Source organism: Mesorhizobium sp. ESP6-5, assembly GCF_020164695.1.
GTDB lineage: Bacteria > Pseudomonadota > Alphaproteobacteria > Rhizobiales > Rhizobiaceae > Mesorhizobium > Mesorhizobium australicum.
On sequence record NZ_JAIUGR010000001.1, the window covers coordinates 168,019 to 185,709 of the forward strand.

The following is a 17,691-nucleotide window of genomic DNA, read 5'->3' on the forward strand; positions in this document are numbered from 1 at the left end:
CAAAGTAGATACGCAAAGCACAATGTTCTGGGCAAACTCTATTTAGAAGAGATAGCCCATTATTTGAGCGACGCGAAATGCGCTGTGGCATCAAGGCCTGCCGGCTCTGATGCTATAGAAATCCGTCGGCGGCCATCATAGTGGCATGATGGCCGCTCAGCCGGTCAAGGGTAATAACCCCTCGTCAAGTCTCGGCGCATCCGTTTGGTTCGAACATCCCCATGACCGCTGAACTATCCACCGGCGCTACCGATCGCGCCGATGTGCCGGCCAGAGCCTTGCTCCTGCTGCCGCTGACAGTCGCCTGCGGCGTGTTCATGACCAGCCTCGACCAGAATGTCGTGGTGACGGCGCTGCCGGGCATCAGCGAAAGCCTTGCCCGTCCGCCAAGCCAGCTCGGCCTGCTGATCACAGTCTACGTCGCCAGCCTGATCATCTCGATGCCGCTCGGCGGCTGGGCGGCCGACCGTTTCGGCCTGCGCAACGTCTATTGCTTTGCCTTGCTGGTGTTTGCCGCTTCTTCGGCCATGTGTGGGCTCTCGAACGACCTCTGGATGCTGGTTAGCGCCCGCGCGCTGCAGGGCTTCGGCGGCGCGCTGATGGGAACGCTCGGCCAGGTCGTCATCCTGTCGACCTTCCCGCGCAGCCGGACCTTGAAGATCAACATGTACATCTCGCTGGCCGGCCAGTCCGGACCGCTGGTCGGTCCACTCGTCGGCGGCGCGCTGACCACCTACATCTCCTGGCGCTGGATCTTCTTCATCAACGTGCCGTTCGCGCTCGCGGCCGCAATCCTTGCCGCCTCTCTGTTCCCGACAATGACCAAGCCGGTGCGCACGCGGTTCGATTTTCCAGGCTTTTTGCTGGTCGGCAGCGGCATGGTCCTGCTGGTCTTTGGCATGGACTCGCTGGCGGCGAAGGACGCTTCCGGCGGCATGATCGCGGTCGAGCTTGCGCTGGCGGTCATCATCCTGACGGCCGCCTCCTTCTACTGCCTTCGCGTGCGCAATCCGCTGCTCGATCTCAAGCTCCTGCGCATCCGCACCTTCCGCATCTCGTTTCTTACCGGCGGCGGCCTGGACACGATCGGCCTCAGCTCCGTCGTCTTCCTGCTGCCGCTGATGTTCCAGCTCGGCTTCGGCATGAGCGCGGTGCAGGCGGGATCGCTGACCTTCGTTGCGGCGGTCGGTTCGGTGGGTATGCGTATCTTCATGCCGCGCCTCCTCAACCGTTTCGGTTTTCGCCGCGTGCTGGTCTTCAACACGCCCGTCGTTGCCGCCATGGTCGCGGGCTTCGCCTTGGTGCAGGCAACGACCCCGGTCTGGATCACGCTCACCTATATCTTCGTCTTCGGCGTCTTCCGCTCGGTGCAATGGGCCTCAACCGGCAACCTCGCCTATTCCGACATCGCGCCCGAACAGCTCGCCCGTTTCAGCGCGCTCTACTATATCCTGTGGCAACTGGCGGTCGCCATCAGCGTCGGGCTGGCGGCTGCGATGCTGTCGTTTCTCGCCGGCGGCGGGCCGGCCGTCGCCAGCAACTTCCGGATCCTGTTCGTGATCGAAGGCGTCATCACGCTCTGCGCGCTATCAGCCTATCTCAAGCTGACGCCGCAGGACGGCGCCCATGTCAGTGGCCACGGCGCGCACATGAATACGGAATAGCGGGCTTGCGCCGGACGGGAGCCTATTCGCTGAACGTCACCCATTCCTCGAGCGGCTCACGCTCGGTGCGGAAGGCGTTCTCGGGCTTGGAAGTGTCTTCATAGCCGAGCGCCATGCCGCAGACGACGATCTCCTCGTCGGGAATGCCGAGCACCGGCCGGATCTGCCGGTGATAGGGCGCGAAGGCCGCTTGCGGACAGGTATGCAGACCCCTGCCCCGCGCCGCGACCATGATGTTTTGCAGGAACATGCCGTAATCGATCCACGAACCCTGGTTGAGCCGGCGGTCGATGGTGAAGATCATGCCGACCGGAGCGTCGAAGAAAACGAAGTTGCGGTCGTGCTGGGCGCGCATCTTGTCGACTTCCCTACGGCCTATGCCGAGCGCGCCATAGAGGCCGAACCCGTTGGCACGGCGGCGGGTGAGATAAGGCTCGAAGAACTGGGTGGGATAATAGCGATATTCGTCCCAGTCGGCTTTTTCCGCGCGGATGCCGGAATTCATGATGGCATCCGTGATCCGCTGCTTGCTCCCGCCCTTGGTAACGTAGACGCGCCACGGCTGCATGTTGGTGCCGGAAGGAGCGCGCGCCGCAACAGTCAGTATGTCACGGATCGTCTCGTTGTCGATCATGTCGGGCAGAAATGCGCGCACCGAACGGCGCGACATGATCGCATCGTCGACGATTTCGGCGTCAACCGCGATTCGAGCCTTCTTTTCCAGCATGGGCCGTCCCTTAGCCGTGTTCTCGATCGGACGTCCCCACTCGCCGCTCGCGGCGGAGGCTTTGCATGAACCGTCAAAATCCTGCAAGCAAATCTTGAGCATTGGTGAAAATCTACTTGATTTTTTCATGAGCTTCATTTCTCATGAAATTCGCCTGAAAATTTTCATGAAGTGAGCGATTTGGCCTCCCCTACCGCACGAACATTGCAGGGACCTGGCGAACGAGTGCTGGCCGGCGACATCAGGGCGTTGCGCCGGGTGCGCGGGCTTACGCTGGCCGAGATCGCGCTGAAGCTGGGCCGTTCGGTCGGCTGGGTCAGCCAGGTCGAGCGCGGTCTGTCGACGCCGTCGCTCAGCGATCTCAGGGCCTTCGCCGAGTTGTTCGGCGTGCCGATCAGCCTCTTCTTCAGCCATGACGTGCCCGTGGAAAGCGAGCGCGGCGTCGTGGTACGCGCCGGCAAGCGCCGCACGCTTGGCACCAGCGAATCCGGCCTCGTGGAGGAGCTTCTGTCACCGGACCTCGGTGGTACCTTCGAGATGGTGCGGTCTGTCTTCGCGCCGGGCGCGGAGTTGAAGAACGAGGCCCGCCGGCCGACCGAGGAGGCCGGATACATCGCGTCCGGGCAGTTCGACATCGAGATTGCGGGCGTCTGGCACCGGCTTGGCGAAGGCGACTCCTTCCGCTTCGAAGGCAAGCCTTACCGCTGGCGCAATCCAGGCAGCGAACCGGCGGTTGTCATCTGGGTGGTGTCGCCACCGGTCTATTGATGCATGTCGCCGACGACATGCATCCATAAAGCAAAAGAAGCGCGGCGCGCTTGAAGATTGGGAGAAGAACATGGCGGGTTTGCCGAGCACGGCGCGCGTGGTGATCATCGGAGGTGGCGTTGTCGGCACCTCGTCGCTCTATCACCTGGCCAAGGCCGGCTGGACCGACTGCGTGCTCCTGGAAAAGAACGAGCTGACCTCCGGCTCGACCTGGCATGCGGCCGGCAATGTGCCCACCTTCTCCTCCTCCTGGTCGCTGATGAACATGCAGCGCTATTCGACCGAGCTCTATCGCGGCTTGGCCGACGCCGTCGACTATCCCATGAACTACCATGTCACCGGCTCGCTCAGGCTCGCCCACACAAAGGAACGCATCCAGGAATTCCAGCGCGCCAAGGGCATGGGCCGTTACCAAGGCATGGACATAGACGTGATCGGGCTCGACGAGATCAAGCGCCGCTACCCCTTCCTCGAAACGCATGAGTTGAAGGGCGCGCTGTACGATCCGAGCGACGGCGACATCGACCCGGCACAGCTGACGCAGGCGCTGGCCAAGGGCGCGCGCGACATGGGTGCGAAAATCATCCGGTTCTGCCCCGTGACAGGCGTGCGCCGCGAAAAGGACGAGTGGGTGGTCGAGACACCGCAAGGCGAGATCCGCTGCGAGATCGTCGTCAATGCAGCCGGCTACCGTGCCGCCGAAGTCGGCAGGATGTTCGGCCGCGAAGTGCCGATGATGGTGATGAGCCACCAGTACATTTTGTTCGAGGAAATCCCCGAACTCGCCGCCTGGTCGAAGGAACAGGGCAAGAAGCTGCCGCTGCTGCGCGACGTCGATACTTCCTATTATCTGCGCCAGGAAAAGGCGGGCATGAATCTCGGCCCCTATGAGCGCAATTGCCGCGCGCATTGGGCCACCCACAACGACCCCATGCCGGACGACTTTTCCTTCCAGCTCTTCCCCGACGACCTCGACCGGCTGGAACATTATCTGGCCGACGCCGTCGCCCGTGTGCCGATCCTCGGCACCGCCGGCCTCTCCAAGGTCATCAACGGCCCGATCCCTTATGCGCCGGATGGCAATCCGCTGATCGGGCCGATGCCCGGCGTTCCCAACGCCTTCGAGGCTTGCGTCTTCACTTTCGGCATCGCCCAGGGCGGCGGTGCCGGCAAGGTGCTGGCCGAATGGGTGACGCAAGGCCAGACCGAATGGGACATGTGGTCGTGCGATCCGCGCCGCTTCACCTCCTTTGCTTCCGCGCCGGACTATTGTGTGGCCAAGGGCATGGAGATCTATGGCAACGAATACGCCATCCAGTTCCCGCGCCATGCCTGGCCGGAAGGACGTGACAGGAAACTGTCGCCGATCCACGATCGCATCAAGGCGCTGGGTGCCCGTTTCGACGCCTACAATGGCTGGGAACGCGCCACCTGGTACGCGCGGGACGGCGACGACGTCTCCGAGGAAGCCACGCTGACCTTCCGCCGCGACGGGCCTTGGCAGCAGCGCGTGCGCGAAGAGTGCCTGGCTGTCCGCGACGCTGCCGGCATCCTCGACCTGCCCGGCTTCTCGCGCTTCAATCTCGAAGGCCCTGGTGCCGCCGAATGGCTGAGCCGGCAGGTGACCGGCCTGGTGCCGAAGCCCGGCCGCATCGGCCTCGTCTATTTCTCCGATGACAAGGGCCGCATCGTCACCGAAATGTCGGTGGTGCGCCATGGCGAGGAGTCCATGACGCTGATCACCGCGGCGGTGGCACAGTGGCATGACTTCGAATGGCTGAAATCGCACATGCCCGGGGATGCGGCGTTCAAGCTGATCGACCGGACGGACGAATTCTCCACGCAGATCCTGGCCGGTCCCAACTCGCGAAAAATCCTTGCCGACGTCTGTGACGCCGACCTGACCTTGCCTTGGCTGACGCATCAGGAAACCAGGATTGCCGGGCGCTGGGCCAGGCTGGTCCGCGTCTCCTTCGCCGGCGAGCTCGGCTGGGAGATCCACACCAGGGTCGACGACACTGCCGCGATCTTCGATACGATCTGCGCTGCCGGGCAGAATCATGGGCTGAAGCCGTTTGGCATGTACGCACTGGATTCGCTGCGGCTCGAAAAAGGCTACCGCACCTGGAAGGGCGACCTGTCGACCGACTATTCGATCCTGCAGGGCGGTCTGGAGCGCTTCGTCAAATGGGAAAAGCCCGATTTCCGCGGCAAGGCGGCCCTCCAGAACGAAAAACAGCAAGGCGTGAAGAAACGCTTCGTCACGCTGGTGGTCGAAGATCCCGGCGATTGCGACGCGCCTTACATGTCGACCCTTTGGCATGACGGCCAGATCGTCGGCGAGACGACGTCGGGGGGCTGGGGCCATCGCGTCGACAAGTCGATCGCGCTCGGCATGCTGCGCGCCGACCTGACCGAACCCGGCACATCGGTTGAGGTCGAGATCTTCGGCGATCGCTTCAAGGCGATCGTGCAACAGGACGAACCCTTGTGGGATCCCAGGAACGAAAGACTGCGCGCATGAAGAACGTTATCCTCACCGATGGCGGCATGGGCCAGGAGCTGGTGCGGCGCAGCCAGTCCGAGCCGACGCCGCTGTGGTCGGCCAGGGTGCTGATCGACGAACCGGACCTTGTGCGCGGCCTGCATGCCGAATTCATCCGCGCCGGCGCCCGCGTCATCACCATCAACACCTATTCGGCGACGCCCGAACGCCTGGCGCGCGAAGGCGCGGAAGACCTGTTCAAGCCATTGCAGAAGCGTGGCATCGAGCTCGCCAGGCAAGCGTGTGACGAGGCCGGCGACGCGGCGATCGCCGGCTGCCTGTCGCCGCTCTTCGGCAGCTACGCGCCGGCGCTGACGATCTCCTACCAGGAGACGCTCGACATCTACCGCCGCATCGTCGCCGAGCAGGTGGACGGTGTCGACCTGTTCCTTTGCGAGACCATGGCGTCGTCGGAGGAAGCGCGCGCGGCGGTCACCGCCGCATCGGAAAGCGGCAAGCCTGTCTGGGTGTCATGGACGCTGGCCGATCACGGCACGCCGCGCTTGCGCAGCGGCGAGACGATTGCGTCGGCGGCCGATGCGCTCGGAAATCTGCCGGTGGCGGCGCGGCTGCTCAACTGCTGCCGCCCCGAGGCGATTGCGGCGGCCTTGCCTGAACTGATCGAGCTTGGCGGCCTGGTCGGTGCCTATGCCAATGGCTTCACTTCCACCGAAGCGCTCAAGCATGGCGGGACGGTGGATGTACTGCATGCCCGCCACGACCTCGGTCCGGATGCCTACGCCGACCAGGCTGTCGGCTGGGTGGAAGCGGGTGCGGACATCGTCGGCGGTTGCTGCGAGGTCGGTCCTGCCCATATCGCCGCCTTGCGCGACCGGCTGCAACAGGACGGCTACGCGATCACGGGAGTCTCACATGCCTAAACCATCATCGCGCATCACCGGCATTGTTCCATCGGGCAAGGACGGCTGGGAAGTTCATTTCGCCGCCTGGGCCCGCAAGGAAGCCGGCGAGGACATTATCATGCTGTCGGTCGGCGACCACGATTTCGACACGCCGTCGGAGACGATCGAAGCCTGCGTTGCGGCGGTTCGCGGCAGCAACCATCACTACACGCCGCTGCCCGGCCTGCCGCGCCTGCGCAAGGCGATGGCGGCGGCCTCCAGCGCCTGCACCGGTGTCGAGACGACGCCGGAAGAGGTCATCGCCACGCCGGGCGGCCAAGCAGCACTTTACGCGGCCGTGCAGGCCGTTCTTGACCCGGGCGACCACGCCATCGTGGTTGCCCCCTACTATGCCACCTATCCCAACACCTTCAGTGCCGCCGGTGCCAGTTTCACCGTCGTCGAGACACCGGCCGAGGATGGGTTCCAACCGCGCGCGGACATGATCCGTGCCGCACTCAAGCCCAACACGCGCGCCATACTGATCAACACGCCGAACAACCCGACCGGTGCCGTCTATTCGCGTGAGCGGCTGGAACAGCTGGCCGAAATCTGCCGCGAGCACGATCTCTGGCTGCTATCCGACGAGGTCTACTGGACGCTGGGCGGCGGCGAGCATGTCTCGCCGCGCTCGCTGCCCGGCATGGCCGAGCGCACGCTGGTGATCAATTCGATGTCCAAGAGCCACGGCATGACTGGTTGGCGCATGGGCTGGCTGACCGGTCCGGAAAAAATGATCACACTGCTGATCAATCTCAATTTGGTGACGACCTACGGCCTGCCGGCCTTCATCTCCATCGCTTGCACCGAGGCGCTGGAGCAGCACCATGGCGTCAAGGACATCGCCGAACGCTACGCGGCGCGCCGCACCGTTCTGCTCGATGCCGTGCGTGGCATGAACGATGTCACCGTGCGCGGTTCCGAAGGCGGCATGTATGTCATGCTCGACATATCCGATGTCGAACCCGACGACGAGAAATTCGCCTTCGCCTTCCTCGACAAGGAGAAGGTCGGCGTCATGCCGGGCTCGAGTTTCGGCGAAGCCGCGGCCGGCCATATCAGAATCAGCCTGTGCCAGCCCGAACCCGTGCTCAGGGAAGCAGCCGCCCGGCTGCGCCATTTCGTTTCCAGCTACCGTCGTGAGGCCGCATGACTGCCAGGAGCCTTCCCACGAAAGCCATTCCCACCAAGGCAAGGGTCGTCATCATCGGCGGCGGCGTCTCCGGCTGCTCGGTCGCCTACCACCTGGCCAAGCTTGGCTGGACCGACATCGTGCTTCTGGAGCGCAAGCAACTGACCTCGGGCACGACATGGCACGCCGCCGGGCTGATCGGACAGTTGCGCGGCTCGCAGAACATGACCCGGCTGGCGAAATATTCGGCCGATCTCTACGTCAAGCTGGAAGCAGAGACCGAGGTCGGCACCGGCATGCGCCAGGTCGGCTCGATCACCGTGGCGCTGACCGAAGAGCGCAAGCACGAGATCTACCGGCAGGCGTCGCTCGCCCGCGCCTTCGACGTCGACGTGCGCGAGATTTCTCCCAATGAGGTCAAGGAGATGTACCCGCATCTCAATGTCTCGGACGTGGTCGGCGCCGTGCATCTGCCGCTCGACGGCCAGTGCGACCCGGCCAACATCGCCATGGCGCTTGCCAAGGGTGCGCGCCAACGCGGCGCCACAATCGCGGAGAATGTGAAGGTCACCAAGGTCCATACGAAAAATGGCCGCGTCTCCGGCGTGTCCTGGGCGCAAGGCGAAGGCCAGGGCACGATCGAGACCGACATCGTCATCAACTGCGCCGGCATGTGGGCGCGCGACCTCGGCGCCCAGAACGGCGTGAACATCCCGCTGCACGCCTGCGAGCACTTTTATCTGGTCACCGAGCCGATCCCCGGCCTTGGCCGCCTGCCGGTGCTGCGCGTGCCGGACGAGTGCGCCTACTATAAGGAAGACGCCGGCAAGATGATGCTCGGCGCCTTCGAGCCGGTGGCCAAGCCATGGGGCATGGAGGGCATCCGCGAGGATTTCTGCTTCGACCAGTTGCCGGAGGACATGGACCATTTCGAACCGATCCTCGAAATGGGCGTTAGCCGCATGCCGATGCTGGCGACCGCCGGCATCCACACTTTCTTCAACGGCCCTGAAAGTTTCACCCCTGATGACCGCTATTATCTCGGCGAGGCGCCGGAGTTGCGCGGCTACTGGATGGCGACCGGCTACAATTCGATCGGCATCGTCTCGTCGGGCGGCGCCGGCATGGCGCTGGCGCAGTGGATCAACGATGGCGAAGCCCCGTTCGACCTGTGGGAAGTCGACATCCGCCGCACTCAACCCTTCCAGAAGAACCGCCGCTATCTCAAGGAACGCGTCTCCGAAACGCTCGGCCTGCTCTATGCCGACCATTTCCCCTATCGCCAGATGGCAACCTCGCGTGGTGTGCGCCGCTCGCCCCTGCACGAGCATCTGAAGGCGCGCGGCGCCGTGTTCGGCGAAGTCGCCGGCTGGGAGCGTGCCAACTGGTTCGCCCGCGAAGGCCAGGAGCGCGAATATCGCTATTCCTGGAAGCGGCAGAACTGGTTCGACAACCAGCGCGAGGAGCATCTGGCTGTCCGCGACAAGGTCGGCCTGTTCGACATGACGTCGTTCGGCAAGATCCGCGTCGAGGGCCGCGACGCCTGCACCTTCCTGCAAAGACTCTGCGCCAACGACATGGACGTGGCGCCGGGCAAGATCGTCTACACGCAAATGCTCAACCAGCGCGGCGGCATAGAGAGCGACCTCACCGTGTCGCGGCTTTCGGATACGGCCTATTTCCTCGTCGTGCCGGGCGCCACGCTGCAGCGCGACCTCGCCTGGCTGCGGCGGCATGTCGGCGACCAGTTCGTCATCATCACGGACGTAACCGCCGCTGAAAGCGTGCTCTGCGTGATGGGCCCGGATGCGCGAAAACTGATCCAGAAGGTCAGCCCCAACGACTTCTCCAACGAGAACAATCCGTTCGGCACGTTCCAGGAGATCGAAATCGGCATGGGCCTCGCCCGGGCGCACCGCGTCACCTATGTCGGAGAGCTCGGCTGGGAGCTTTACATCTCGACCGAACAGGCCGCCCATGTCTTCGAGGCCATCGCTGAGGCCGGTGCCGATGTCGGGCTAAAGCTCTGTGGACTGCACACGCTGGATTCCTGCCGCATAGAAAAGGCTTTCCGCCATTTCGGACACGACATCACCGATGAGGACAATGTGCTGGAGGCGGGCCTCGGCTTCGCGGTGAAGACGGCCAAGGGCGATTTCATCGGCCGCGATGCCGTGCTGAAGAAGAAGGAGGCCGGATTGGACCGCCGCCTGGTCCAGTTCCGCCTCAAGGACCCGCAGCCTCTGCTCTTCCACAACGAAGCGATCCTGCGCGATGGCAAGATCATCGGTCCGATCACTTCGGGCAATTACGGCCATCATCTCGGCGGAGCGATCGGGCTGGGCTATGTGCCGTGCCAAGGGCAGGGCGAGGCGGATGTGCTCGCCTCGACTTATGAAATCGAGATCGCCGGCGAACGGTTTGCGGCTGAGGCATCGCTGAAACCGATGTACGATCCGAAGTCGGAACGGACGAAGATGTAGCGGCGCTTTTTCCTTCTCCCTCGTTCACGGGGAGAAGGTGCTAATCTTTCAAAACCGCTCCAACTTCGCCCGCACCTTGACCAGAAACGCCGCTCGCGTCTTCGGCGTCGAGGCGTCCATCAAATAATGCGCCAGGAAGAACGTCTTGCAGCGCCTGGCGCACAGCGCCCGCATGCCGCGCAGCAAGGTCTTGCGCCCGGGCTGGCCGACGACGACGCTCCACCAGGTCGGTGCACCGCAAGTGGTGATGACGCCGACCTTGGTGACATGCGTCATCAGCGACTTGATCCCGCCCTTGCCCGCCGGCAGCTTGAAGGCGACATCGGTCGCCCACACCCGGTCTAGCCAGCCCTTCAGCATCGCCGGCAGCCCGTACCACCAGGTCGGGTAGACGAACAGGATCGCTTCGGCCCAGTTGAGCAGTTCGAAATGCGGTTTCAGCGCCGGGTCCTGCGGCGCCTGACTATTGTAGCTACGCCGCTCCTGGCAGCTCATCACCGGATCGAACTTTTCGGCGTAGAGGTCGAGCAGCCGCACGTCCCAGCCTCGACGCGTCAGCACATCCACGGCGATGTCGCGAATGGCGGCGCAGAAGCTCTCCGGCACCGGATGGCAATAGACGACAAGGGCACGCATCAGAATGCATCCATGCTGGCCGCGACCTTCGCCGTGAAGGACTTTCGGGTTTCATCGGTCGACAGGTTCATCGAATAATGCGCGAGGTAGGTCACCGGAGCACCCGGCTTTACCGTGGCGCGCAGCATGCGCTTGATCAGTTTTCGCGGCGGGTCGCCCATCAGAAAGGCGCGGAACCGGCTGCCGCCATAGGTGGTGACCGCCGCGACCTTTCTTATGTTGTGCAGCGACGGCTCCACCTTGCCGTCGACCAGCTTGAACGACACGCCCGGCAGGAAGACGCGATCGAAAAACCCTTTCAGGATCGCCGGGAAACCGTAATTCCAGACCGGATAGGAAAGCACCAGCGCATCGGCCCGCAACAGGCGCTCGACGTATGGCGCCGCAGGATCCCCGGGACCGCGCTGATTGTGATAGTCCAACCGTTCCTGGCGCGTCAGCCGCGGATCGAATTCTTCGGCATAGAGATCGCAATCGTCGACCACGTGACCCGCCGCCGTCAGCCGCTCGACGATCGTCCCATGCAGCCCGGCATTGAAGCTGGTCTCGACCGGATGAGCGTAGAGGACGAGGATTTTCACGGGAGGATATTCCGCAGGTCGGCGCGAGGCACCCCCCTCTGGCCTGCCAGCCATCTCCCCCGCAAGGGGGGAGATTGGCAGCTTAAACGCTGCCGCCAACCTGCCACGCTGACAATTGGCGAAAGCAATGAGGCAGTCCGATCTCCCCCCTTGCGGGGGAGATGGCCGGCAGGCCAGAGGGGGGTGTTCAAGCGCGAACTTCTCCTCATCCGGTCCTCTGCAACCCCTTGAACAGGAACGTCCGGCCCGAACGGTAGTCATAGTCCGGGTTTTCCCAGGCGATCATCTTGCCGGGATTGAGCAGGCCTTGCGGGTCGGTCTCGCGCTTGAAGGCGAGTTGCACCGCGTCGGTCTGCTTCATGCCGCCCTCTTCCAGCGTGTAGCGGTGCGGGTTGAAGATCGGGCAGCCATTTTCCTCATGCAGGCGGATGATCTCGTTAAGCCGCGCCTCGGTGGTGAACTTGACCAGCGGCAGGCCGAAGCAGGTGATGTTGCCATCCAGCCGCACGAATTCGAGATGCGAGAACACTTCGCCGGGAAACATCGCATCCATTTTCTCTACCAGCGCCAGCTGGTTGGGAAAGGGATAGAGCGACTGCAGGTAGGTGACGGCGGGGTCGACGCGCAGCGCCCGGAGCGTCGTGTGGTTCCAGGCCAGCTCATAGGCCGGCGGCAGGCCCTTTTTCTCCTCAGGGGTCGCAGTGGTGGCGTTGTAGGTCACCTCACCCCCGGCGCGGCGCGTAAAGGCCAGAAAAGCATCCAGCCCATGTCGCGCCACCATGACGACGCAGATGCTTTGACCTTCCCTGAAGAATTTCTGGTGCCGCTTGAAATAAAGCTGCGGCACGGGTGCCGCGACCGGCGTGATCAGCTTGGTCAGGATGCCGTCTTGGCAGGCCAGCGCATTGCCATAGCGCGCCGCATCCATGAATTGGTCGAAGCCGACGATGACGTCGATCCAGTCATAGGCCGCCGTCAGCGGCATCTCGACTTCCGAGATGATGCCATTGGTGCCATAGGCGTGGGTCACCTTGTGCAGGTCTTCGCCGGTGAGTTCGAGCACCCTCGGCTCAGCCTCCATCGTCACCACGCGCAGGCGCAGCACATTGCCGAAATCACGCAATCCGCCGAAATTGATCGAGCCGACGCCGCCGGAGCCGCCGGCGATGAAACCGCCGATCGAGGCGGTGTTGTAGGTGGAGGGCGACAGTCGCAGCTCCTGCCCGGAATGCGCGCGCGTCGCCTTGTCGATGTCGGCCAGGACCGCGCCCGGTCCGGTCACCACACGCCCCGGCGCGATCGACTTGATCTCGTTCATCTCGGCGAGATTAAGCACCACACCGCCCGAAAGCGGCATTGCCTGGCCATAATTGCCGGTGCCGCTGCCGCGCGGCGTCACCGCCACGCCATGGCGATGACAGGCGGCAAGCACGCGGATCAGTTCGGCTTCGTTCCTGGGCGTCACGATGAGGTCGCCGGTGACATGGTCGAGCTGTTGTTTCAGCACCGGACTGTACCAGTAGAAGTCGCGGCTCTTCTGCTGGACGATGGCCGGATTGTCGTCGAGTTTTATCCCGTCGAGATCGCGTTTGAGCGCCGAAACATCCATCATTCCACCATCAGTCCGTCGAGTTCGGCATAGTCGGGCAATTGCCGGTCTATCGCTCGCCCCGCACGCACGACGATGCGATCCGATTCGGGGCGCGACAGCAATTCCGTCCAGCTTCGACCTTTGAACAGCACGAAGTCGGCATCGCCTCCGGCGGTGAGCGTGCCGAAGCCATCGAGCCGCATCACATGGGCCGGCGTCGCGGTGACCGCCTGCGGCCAGTCGCCGACCGGATGATCGAAATGCAGGACGCGCGTCGCCATGCGGTAGACCTCCAGCATATCGAGATCGCCATAGGCATAGAAGGGATCGCGCGTGTTGTCCGAAGCGACGGCCACCGCAATGCCCCTCGCCTTCATCTCATGCAGCAGCGTCACGCCACGCCAGCGCGGTGTGGTTTGGTCAGCGCGACGGTCCTGCAAATAGAGATTGCACATCGGCAGCGACACGATTGCCAGCCCGGCCTTCGCCACCTTGTCCAGCGTGTCCAGCACCTCGAGATCGGGCTGGCGCGCCAGCGAGCAGCAATGGCCGATGAGGATGTTGCCCTCGAAGCCGTTCCACAGCGCTGCCTCGGCGATCTTCTTCAGCGAGATCGCGGCGATGTCATCAGTCTCGTCGGCGTGGAAATCAAGGTCGAGCCCGTGCTTGATTGCCTGCGCGAAAACGTGGTCGAGCAGCTCTTCCAGGTCCGGCACCATATAGGTGACGACTCCAAGCACGCCCTTGGCGGCGGCTACGCGTTTGGCCAGCCTGTCGAACCATTTCTTGTCGCGCACGCCCTCGATGCCGAGCAGGCAGGCACCCTGCAATTCGATGCGGCCACGCCATGCCTCGCGCATCGTCTCGAACACGGGCCAGGAGATTTCCTCCTGCGGCGCGACGCTGTCGATATGAGTTCTAAGCGCCCTGGTGCCATGCGCGTAGGCCGAGCGCAGCGAGAAATCCATGCGACGCGCCACATCCTCGGCGCTCCAGCGCGCCACGCGGTCGGCGCCCGTGGCGTTCAGAGCGCCCATGAAGCTGCCGTCTGGATTGGGCTTTCGTGGCCAGATATGGCCCTTGTCGATATGCGTGTGGCAGTCGACGAAACACGGCAGCACGATACGGCCGGCAAGGTCGATGACGCCCGGCGGTAGCTTCGATGCGGCCTGCGCGGCGATGCTGGAAATCTTGCCGTCCGCGACGGTAATGTCGGCAAGGGCGAAACCGTCGCTGTCGAAGGTCGCAGCCAGACCAAGCGTGACAGATTGATGAACACGCGCGTTGGCAAGGCGGTAAGAGCCAGAGGCTGGTATCAAGGTCTACCGCTCCTGCTTCAGCGCGCTCTCGTGCCAGCGCCGCAAAATGAGATGCGAAATCAGCGACAGCACGAGAAAGATCAGGATGCCTGTCAGCGATATCAGGAACAGCGCCGCGAACAGCCTTGGCGCGTTGAGCCGGTAACCCGCTTCGATGATGCGCGAGGCAAGCCCGGACGACTGGCCGGTGGCGCCGGCGACGAACTCGGCCACCACGGCGCCGATCAGCGACAGGCCGCCGGCGATCTTCAGCCCGCCGAGAAAATACGGCATAGCCGCCGGCAGCCTGAGATAGCGCAGCTGCTGCCAGCGCGTCGCGCCGTTGAGCTTGAACAGGTCGCGCAGGTTGCGGTCGACCGAGTTGAGGCCGAGCGTGGTGTTCGACAGGATCGGGAAGAAGGCGACGATCCAGGCGCAGAGCAGGAGCTTGGTCGTCTGATTGTCGACATAGATGTTGATCAGCGGAAAGATCGCCACGATCGGTGTCACCTGCAGCACGATGGCGAAGGGGAAGAACGACATCTCCACCCATTTCGACTGCGCGAACAAGACCGCCAGGCCGACGCCACCGACCACCGCCAGCAGCAGGCTGAGGAAGGTGATGCGCAAGGTGACCAGCAGTGCGGAAAACAGCAGGCCGGCATCGTTGTAGAGCGTTGTCAGCACAACGCCGGGGCGCGGCAGGATGTATTGCGGGATCTCGTTCCACACGCAGATGCGGTCCCACAGCCAGATCGCCAGGATCATGATCGCCAGCGGCAGAACCCAGCGGCCGATCCGCTCAAACCGCTCCTGGCGCACGCGGCGCGCTTCCTCGGGGTCGAGTTTCAACGTGCCGTCAATGGCCGTCATGATGCGAGCCCACTGTTGAATTGATGGCATTGACCAGCACATCCGAGGCTTGCCGGCAAAGGGCCGCATAGTCAGGCGAGGTGCGAAACGCATCATCGCGCGGATAGGAGGCCTCGATCGCGAGTTCGTCGAACACCCGCCCCGGCCGAGCCGCCATGACGACGACGCGGTTGGAGAGAAACACGCTTTCGAACACACTGTGGGTGACGAAGACGACGGTGAAGCGCTCGTCTTGCCACAGTTCCAGCAGGTCGTTGTTGAGCTTGAAGCGGGTGATCTCGTCGAGGGCCGCGAACGGCTCGTCCATCAACAGCACGCGTGGCTTGGTCACCATGGCGCGCGCGATCGAGACGCGCATCTTCATGCCGCCGGAGAGTTCGCGCGGCACGGCGTCCTCGAAGCCGGTGAGGTGCACCCGCGCCAGCATCTCCGTTATCGCCGGGGCGGCCTTGGCGCGGGAAATGCCTTTCAGCCTGAGCGGCAGCCAGACATTGTCGAAGACGCTGGCCCAGGGCAGCAGCGTCGGCTCCTGGAAGACGAAGCCGATATTGGCACGGTCGAGCGAGCCGCCGCCGCGCCAGTCGAGCACGCCGGATGTCGGCGTGGACAGGCCGGCAATCAGCCGCAGCGCCGTCGACTTGCCGCAGCCCGACGGTCCGAGCAGGCTGAGGAAATCGCCTTCCCGGATCGTCAGGTCGACATCGCTGAGCGCCGTCACGCCGTTGGAAAAGACCTTGCCGACGCCACGAAGCGCCAGCAAGGTCGGAGCCATGTCCGAGGCGGGCGTTTGCGCCACCTGTTCCCGCATCATGCCGGGCCGGCCTATTTCTTCAGCTCGAGCCCGACCCCCTTGTTGATGAAGGCCAGCGTGTAGGCTTTCGTGATGTCGATGCCTTCAGGCGTGACCTTGGCCTTGACCATCTTGTCGTAGAAGCTCTTGATCCGTTCTTCCTTCATGGCGCCGATGCCGAGCTTCTCGGTGTCGCCGGAATCGGCCAGGCCGAACTTCTTCATCTGCTCGATCGAGAAGGCGATCTGCTCGTCGCTCATGTCAGGATTGTCTTTCTTGATCATGTCGTTGGCGGCCTTGTTGTCGCCGTAGAGGTACTTGTACCAGCCCTTGGCCGAGCCATCGACGAAGCACTGGACCACCTCAGGCTTCTTGTCGATCGTCTCCTGCATCACCTCGATCGTAGTCGAATAGGTGTCCCAGCCGTAGTCGGCGAGCAGGAACTGGTTCGGCACGAAGCCGCCTTCCCTCTTGACCGCGAACGGCTCCGAGGTGACGTAGCCCTGCTGGATCGACTTCTTGTTGGCAAGGAAAGGCGCGGTGTTGTAGGTGTAGGGCACGCGCTTTGAAGCGTCGAAACCGAGCTCGATGACCATCCACTGGAAGAAGGTCTGCACGCCTTCGTCACCCAGAATGTACTGCTCGGCGTTCTTCAGGTCTTCCCATTTGTCGAGCCCCTCGCCGGGGTGGGACATGATGACCTGCGGGTCCTTCTGGAAGTCGGCTGCCACCACACGCATCGGAATGCCTTGCTGGACGGCGTCGAAGGCCGACAGCAGATTGCCGCCCATGTAGAAATCGATCTTGCCGGCGAGCAACATCGGCCGGCCGCTGACCTGCGGGCCGCCCTGCATGATGGTGACGTCGAGACCGCAGGCGGCATAGGTGCCATCGGCCACGGCCTGGTAATAGCCGCCATGTTCCGGCTCGGCGAGCCAGTTGGTGCCGAAAGTGACTTTTTCATTCGCCGCCGCGCCCAGCGTGCTGGCTGCAAGCAGGGCCACCACCGCGGCCGAAATCTTCTGTTTCACGTACATTGACACCGCCCTTTATTTGCACCGGCGCGTTGCGCGCCGTGCTTGACACCAAAGATTCAAGAAGCAAGACACATGCCACCGGCGTCGCGCGCCGGGACCCGCCCGCCTGCACCACAGCCATCTGCGAAAGCCGGAAAGGTCGTGCTGCACCGAAGGGCATCGTGCCTATTTTTTGAACGCCTGTCCACAATCGCACCGGCGACATGCACCACCATCTTGATGGTGCAATGCATCCGGCCTTAGGCTGGCGATATCCAGGAGATTGCCATGTTCAAATTCCTTACCCCTAAGTCGATCAAGCCACCCTTTGCCCGCTACAGCCACGGCGTCGAGGTGCCGGCCGGCAAGCGGCTGGTGCTGTGCTCGGGCCAGGTCGCCATCACGGCGGACGACCAGATACCGGAAGATGCCGGCGCGCAGGCCGAACTCTGCTTCAGGAACATCGCGGCGGTTCTGGGCGAAGCCGGGCTGGGACTTGGCGACATCGTTCGCATCAACGCCTATGTCACCGACCGCGCGCATCTGCGGCCCTATATGGAGGTTCGCGACCGGCTGTTTTCGAGCCCGGCGCCAGCCTCGACGCTGATGATCGTTTCCGGCTTTGCCCGGCCCGAATTCAAGGTCGAGGTCGAGGCCATCGCGGCCGGGTGATCGACAGGCCGGC

At 63.4% G+C, this 17,691-nt stretch carries 15 protein-coding genes; 7 read left to right on the forward strand and 8 right to left on the reverse strand.

Translation table 11 applies throughout. From position 1 onward, the window contains the following. Positions 1-221 precede the first annotated feature (221 nt). The gene (locus tag LB524_RS00800) at positions 222-1,664 is read left to right on the forward strand and encodes an MFS transporter (RefSeq protein WP_224523174.1); all 1,443 of its coding nucleotides are present in this window, start codon (positions 222-224) and stop codon (positions 1,662-1,664) included. A 22-nt stretch (positions 1,665-1,686) separates the two neighbouring features. Here the strand turns inward: LB524_RS00800 and LB524_RS00805 are convergent, their stop codons facing one another. Continuing rightward, positions 1,687-2,391 (reverse strand): nitroreductase, encoded by a 705-nt coding sequence (locus tag LB524_RS00805; protein ID WP_224523176.1) that lies wholly within the window; start codon positions 2,389-2,391, stop codon positions 1,687-1,689. Between the two features lie 225 nt (positions 2,392-2,616). Here LB524_RS00805 and LB524_RS00810 point away from each other — a divergent pair, with 225 nt between their 5' ends. From LB524_RS00810 to LB524_RS00830, 5 genes are all read left to right on the forward strand, one after another. Continuing rightward, a complete protein-coding gene (locus tag LB524_RS00810) occupies positions 2,617-3,159 on the forward strand; it encodes a helix-turn-helix domain-containing protein (RefSeq protein WP_023769828.1) in 543 nt (180 codons plus the stop codon). 70 nt (positions 3,160-3,229) lie between these two features. Beyond that, entirely contained in the window at positions 3,230-5,683 is a 2,454-nt protein-coding gene (locus LB524_RS00815) for an FAD-dependent oxidoreductase (RefSeq protein WP_224523178.1), read from the forward strand. After that, on the forward strand, positions 5,680-6,585 hold the full coding sequence (locus tag LB524_RS00820) for a homocysteine S-methyltransferase family protein (RefSeq protein ID WP_224523180.1): 906 nt from the start codon (positions 5,680-5,682) through the stop codon (positions 6,583-6,585). Before LB524_RS00815 ends, LB524_RS00820 begins: the two co-directional genes overlap by 4 nt. Then, positions 6,578-7,759, forward strand: coding sequence for a pyridoxal phosphate-dependent aminotransferase (locus LB524_RS00825; protein WP_224523182.1), 1,182 nt, complete (start codon positions 6,578-6,580; stop codon positions 7,757-7,759). Before LB524_RS00820 ends, LB524_RS00825 begins: the two co-directional genes overlap by 8 nt. Beyond that, entirely contained in the window at positions 7,756-10,221 is a 2,466-nt protein-coding gene (locus LB524_RS00830; RefSeq protein ID WP_224523184.1) for an FAD-dependent oxidoreductase, read from the forward strand. The genes LB524_RS00825 and LB524_RS00830 overlap by 4 nt, the downstream gene beginning before the upstream one ends. Before the next feature lie 48 nt (positions 10,222-10,269). Here LB524_RS00830 and LB524_RS00835 read toward each other — a convergent pair whose 3' ends face one another. The 7 genes from LB524_RS00835 to LB524_RS00865 all read right to left on the reverse strand — a co-directional run bounded on the left by LB524_RS00835 (position 10,270) and on the right by LB524_RS00865 (position 17,027). Then, positions 10,270-10,857 carry an NAD(P)H-dependent oxidoreductase gene (locus tag LB524_RS00835; RefSeq protein ID WP_224523186.1) on the reverse strand — a complete coding sequence of 196 codons (588 nt, stop codon included), beginning with the start codon at positions 10,855-10,857 and terminating at the stop codon, positions 10,270-10,272. Further along, on the reverse strand, positions 10,857-11,438 hold the full coding sequence (locus tag LB524_RS00840; protein WP_224523188.1) for an NAD(P)H-dependent oxidoreductase: 582 nt from the start codon (positions 11,436-11,438) through the stop codon (positions 10,857-10,859). Before LB524_RS00840 ends, LB524_RS00835 begins: the two co-directional genes overlap by 1 nt. A 205-nt stretch (positions 11,439-11,643) precedes the next feature. Then, positions 11,644-13,047, reverse strand: a complete 1,404-nt coding sequence (locus LB524_RS00845; protein WP_140714954.1) for an FAD-binding oxidoreductase — start codon at positions 13,045-13,047, stop codon at positions 11,644-11,646. Continuing rightward, positions 13,047-14,348, reverse strand: coding sequence for a cytosine deaminase (locus LB524_RS00850; RefSeq protein ID WP_140714790.1), 1,302 nt, complete (start codon positions 14,346-14,348; stop codon positions 13,047-13,049). The genes LB524_RS00845 and LB524_RS00850 overlap by 1 nt, the downstream gene beginning before the upstream one ends. A gap of 3 nt (positions 14,349-14,351) precedes the next feature. Further along, positions 14,352-15,200 (reverse strand): ABC transporter permease, encoded by an 849-nt coding sequence (locus LB524_RS00855; protein WP_015317384.1) that lies wholly within the window; start codon positions 15,198-15,200, stop codon positions 14,352-14,354. After that, positions 15,187-16,011, reverse strand: a complete 825-nt coding sequence (locus LB524_RS00860) for an ABC transporter ATP-binding protein (RefSeq protein WP_140714788.1) — start codon at positions 16,009-16,011, stop codon at positions 15,187-15,189. The genes LB524_RS00855 and LB524_RS00860 overlap by 14 nt, the downstream gene beginning before the upstream one ends. An 11-nt stretch (positions 16,012-16,022) precedes the next feature. Next, positions 16,023-17,027, reverse strand: a complete 1,005-nt coding sequence (locus tag LB524_RS00865; protein ID WP_140714786.1) for an ABC transporter substrate-binding protein — start codon at positions 17,025-17,027, stop codon at positions 16,023-16,025. Positions 17,028-17,294: 267 nt separating this feature from the next. On the opposite strand from LB524_RS00865, the gene LB524_RS00870 reads away from it, so the two are divergent. Beyond that, complete coding sequence (locus LB524_RS00870; RefSeq protein ID WP_140615865.1) at positions 17,295-17,678, forward strand: RidA family protein; 384 nt, start codon at positions 17,295-17,297, stop codon at positions 17,676-17,678. Positions 17,679-17,691: the final 13 nt, after the last annotated feature.

Coding starts and splice junctions, on each gene's coding strand:
- LB524_RS00870 (WP_140615865.1), top strand. CDS start 17,295: ATGTTCAAATTCCTTACCCCTAAGTCGATCAAGCCACCCTTTGCCCGC.
- LB524_RS00825 (WP_224523182.1), top strand. CDS start 6,578: ATGCCTAAACCATCATCGCGCATCACCGGCATTGTTCCATCGGGCAAG.
- LB524_RS00860 (WP_140714788.1), bottom strand. CDS start 16,011: ATGATGCGGGAACAGGTGGCGCAAACGCCCGCCTCGGACATGGCTCCG.
- LB524_RS00815 (WP_224523178.1), top strand. CDS start 3,230: ATGGCGGGTTTGCCGAGCACGGCGCGCGTGGTGATCATCGGAGGTGGC.
- LB524_RS00855 (WP_015317384.1), bottom strand. CDS start 15,200: ATGACGGCCATTGACGGCACGTTGAAACTCGACCCCGAGGAAGCGCGC.
- LB524_RS00800 (WP_224523174.1), top strand. CDS start 222: ATGACCGCTGAACTATCCACCGGCGCTACCGATCGCGCCGATGTGCCG.
- LB524_RS00845 (WP_140714954.1), bottom strand. CDS start 13,047: ATGGATGTTTCGGCGCTCAAACGCGATCTCGACGGGATAAAACTCGAC.
- LB524_RS00835 (WP_224523186.1), bottom strand. CDS start 10,857: ATGCGTGCCCTTGTCGTCTATTGCCATCCGGTGCCGGAGAGCTTCTGC.
- LB524_RS00830 (WP_224523184.1), top strand. CDS start 7,756: ATGACTGCCAGGAGCCTTCCCACGAAAGCCATTCCCACCAAGGCAAGG.
- LB524_RS00820 (WP_224523180.1), top strand. CDS start 5,680: ATGAAGAACGTTATCCTCACCGATGGCGGCATGGGCCAGGAGCTGGTG.
- LB524_RS00865 (WP_140714786.1), bottom strand. CDS start 17,027: ATGTACGTGAAACAGAAGATTTCGGCCGCGGTGGTGGCCCTGCTTGCA.
- LB524_RS00805 (WP_224523176.1), bottom strand. CDS start 2,391: ATGCTGGAAAAGAAGGCTCGAATCGCGGTTGACGCCGAAATCGTCGAC.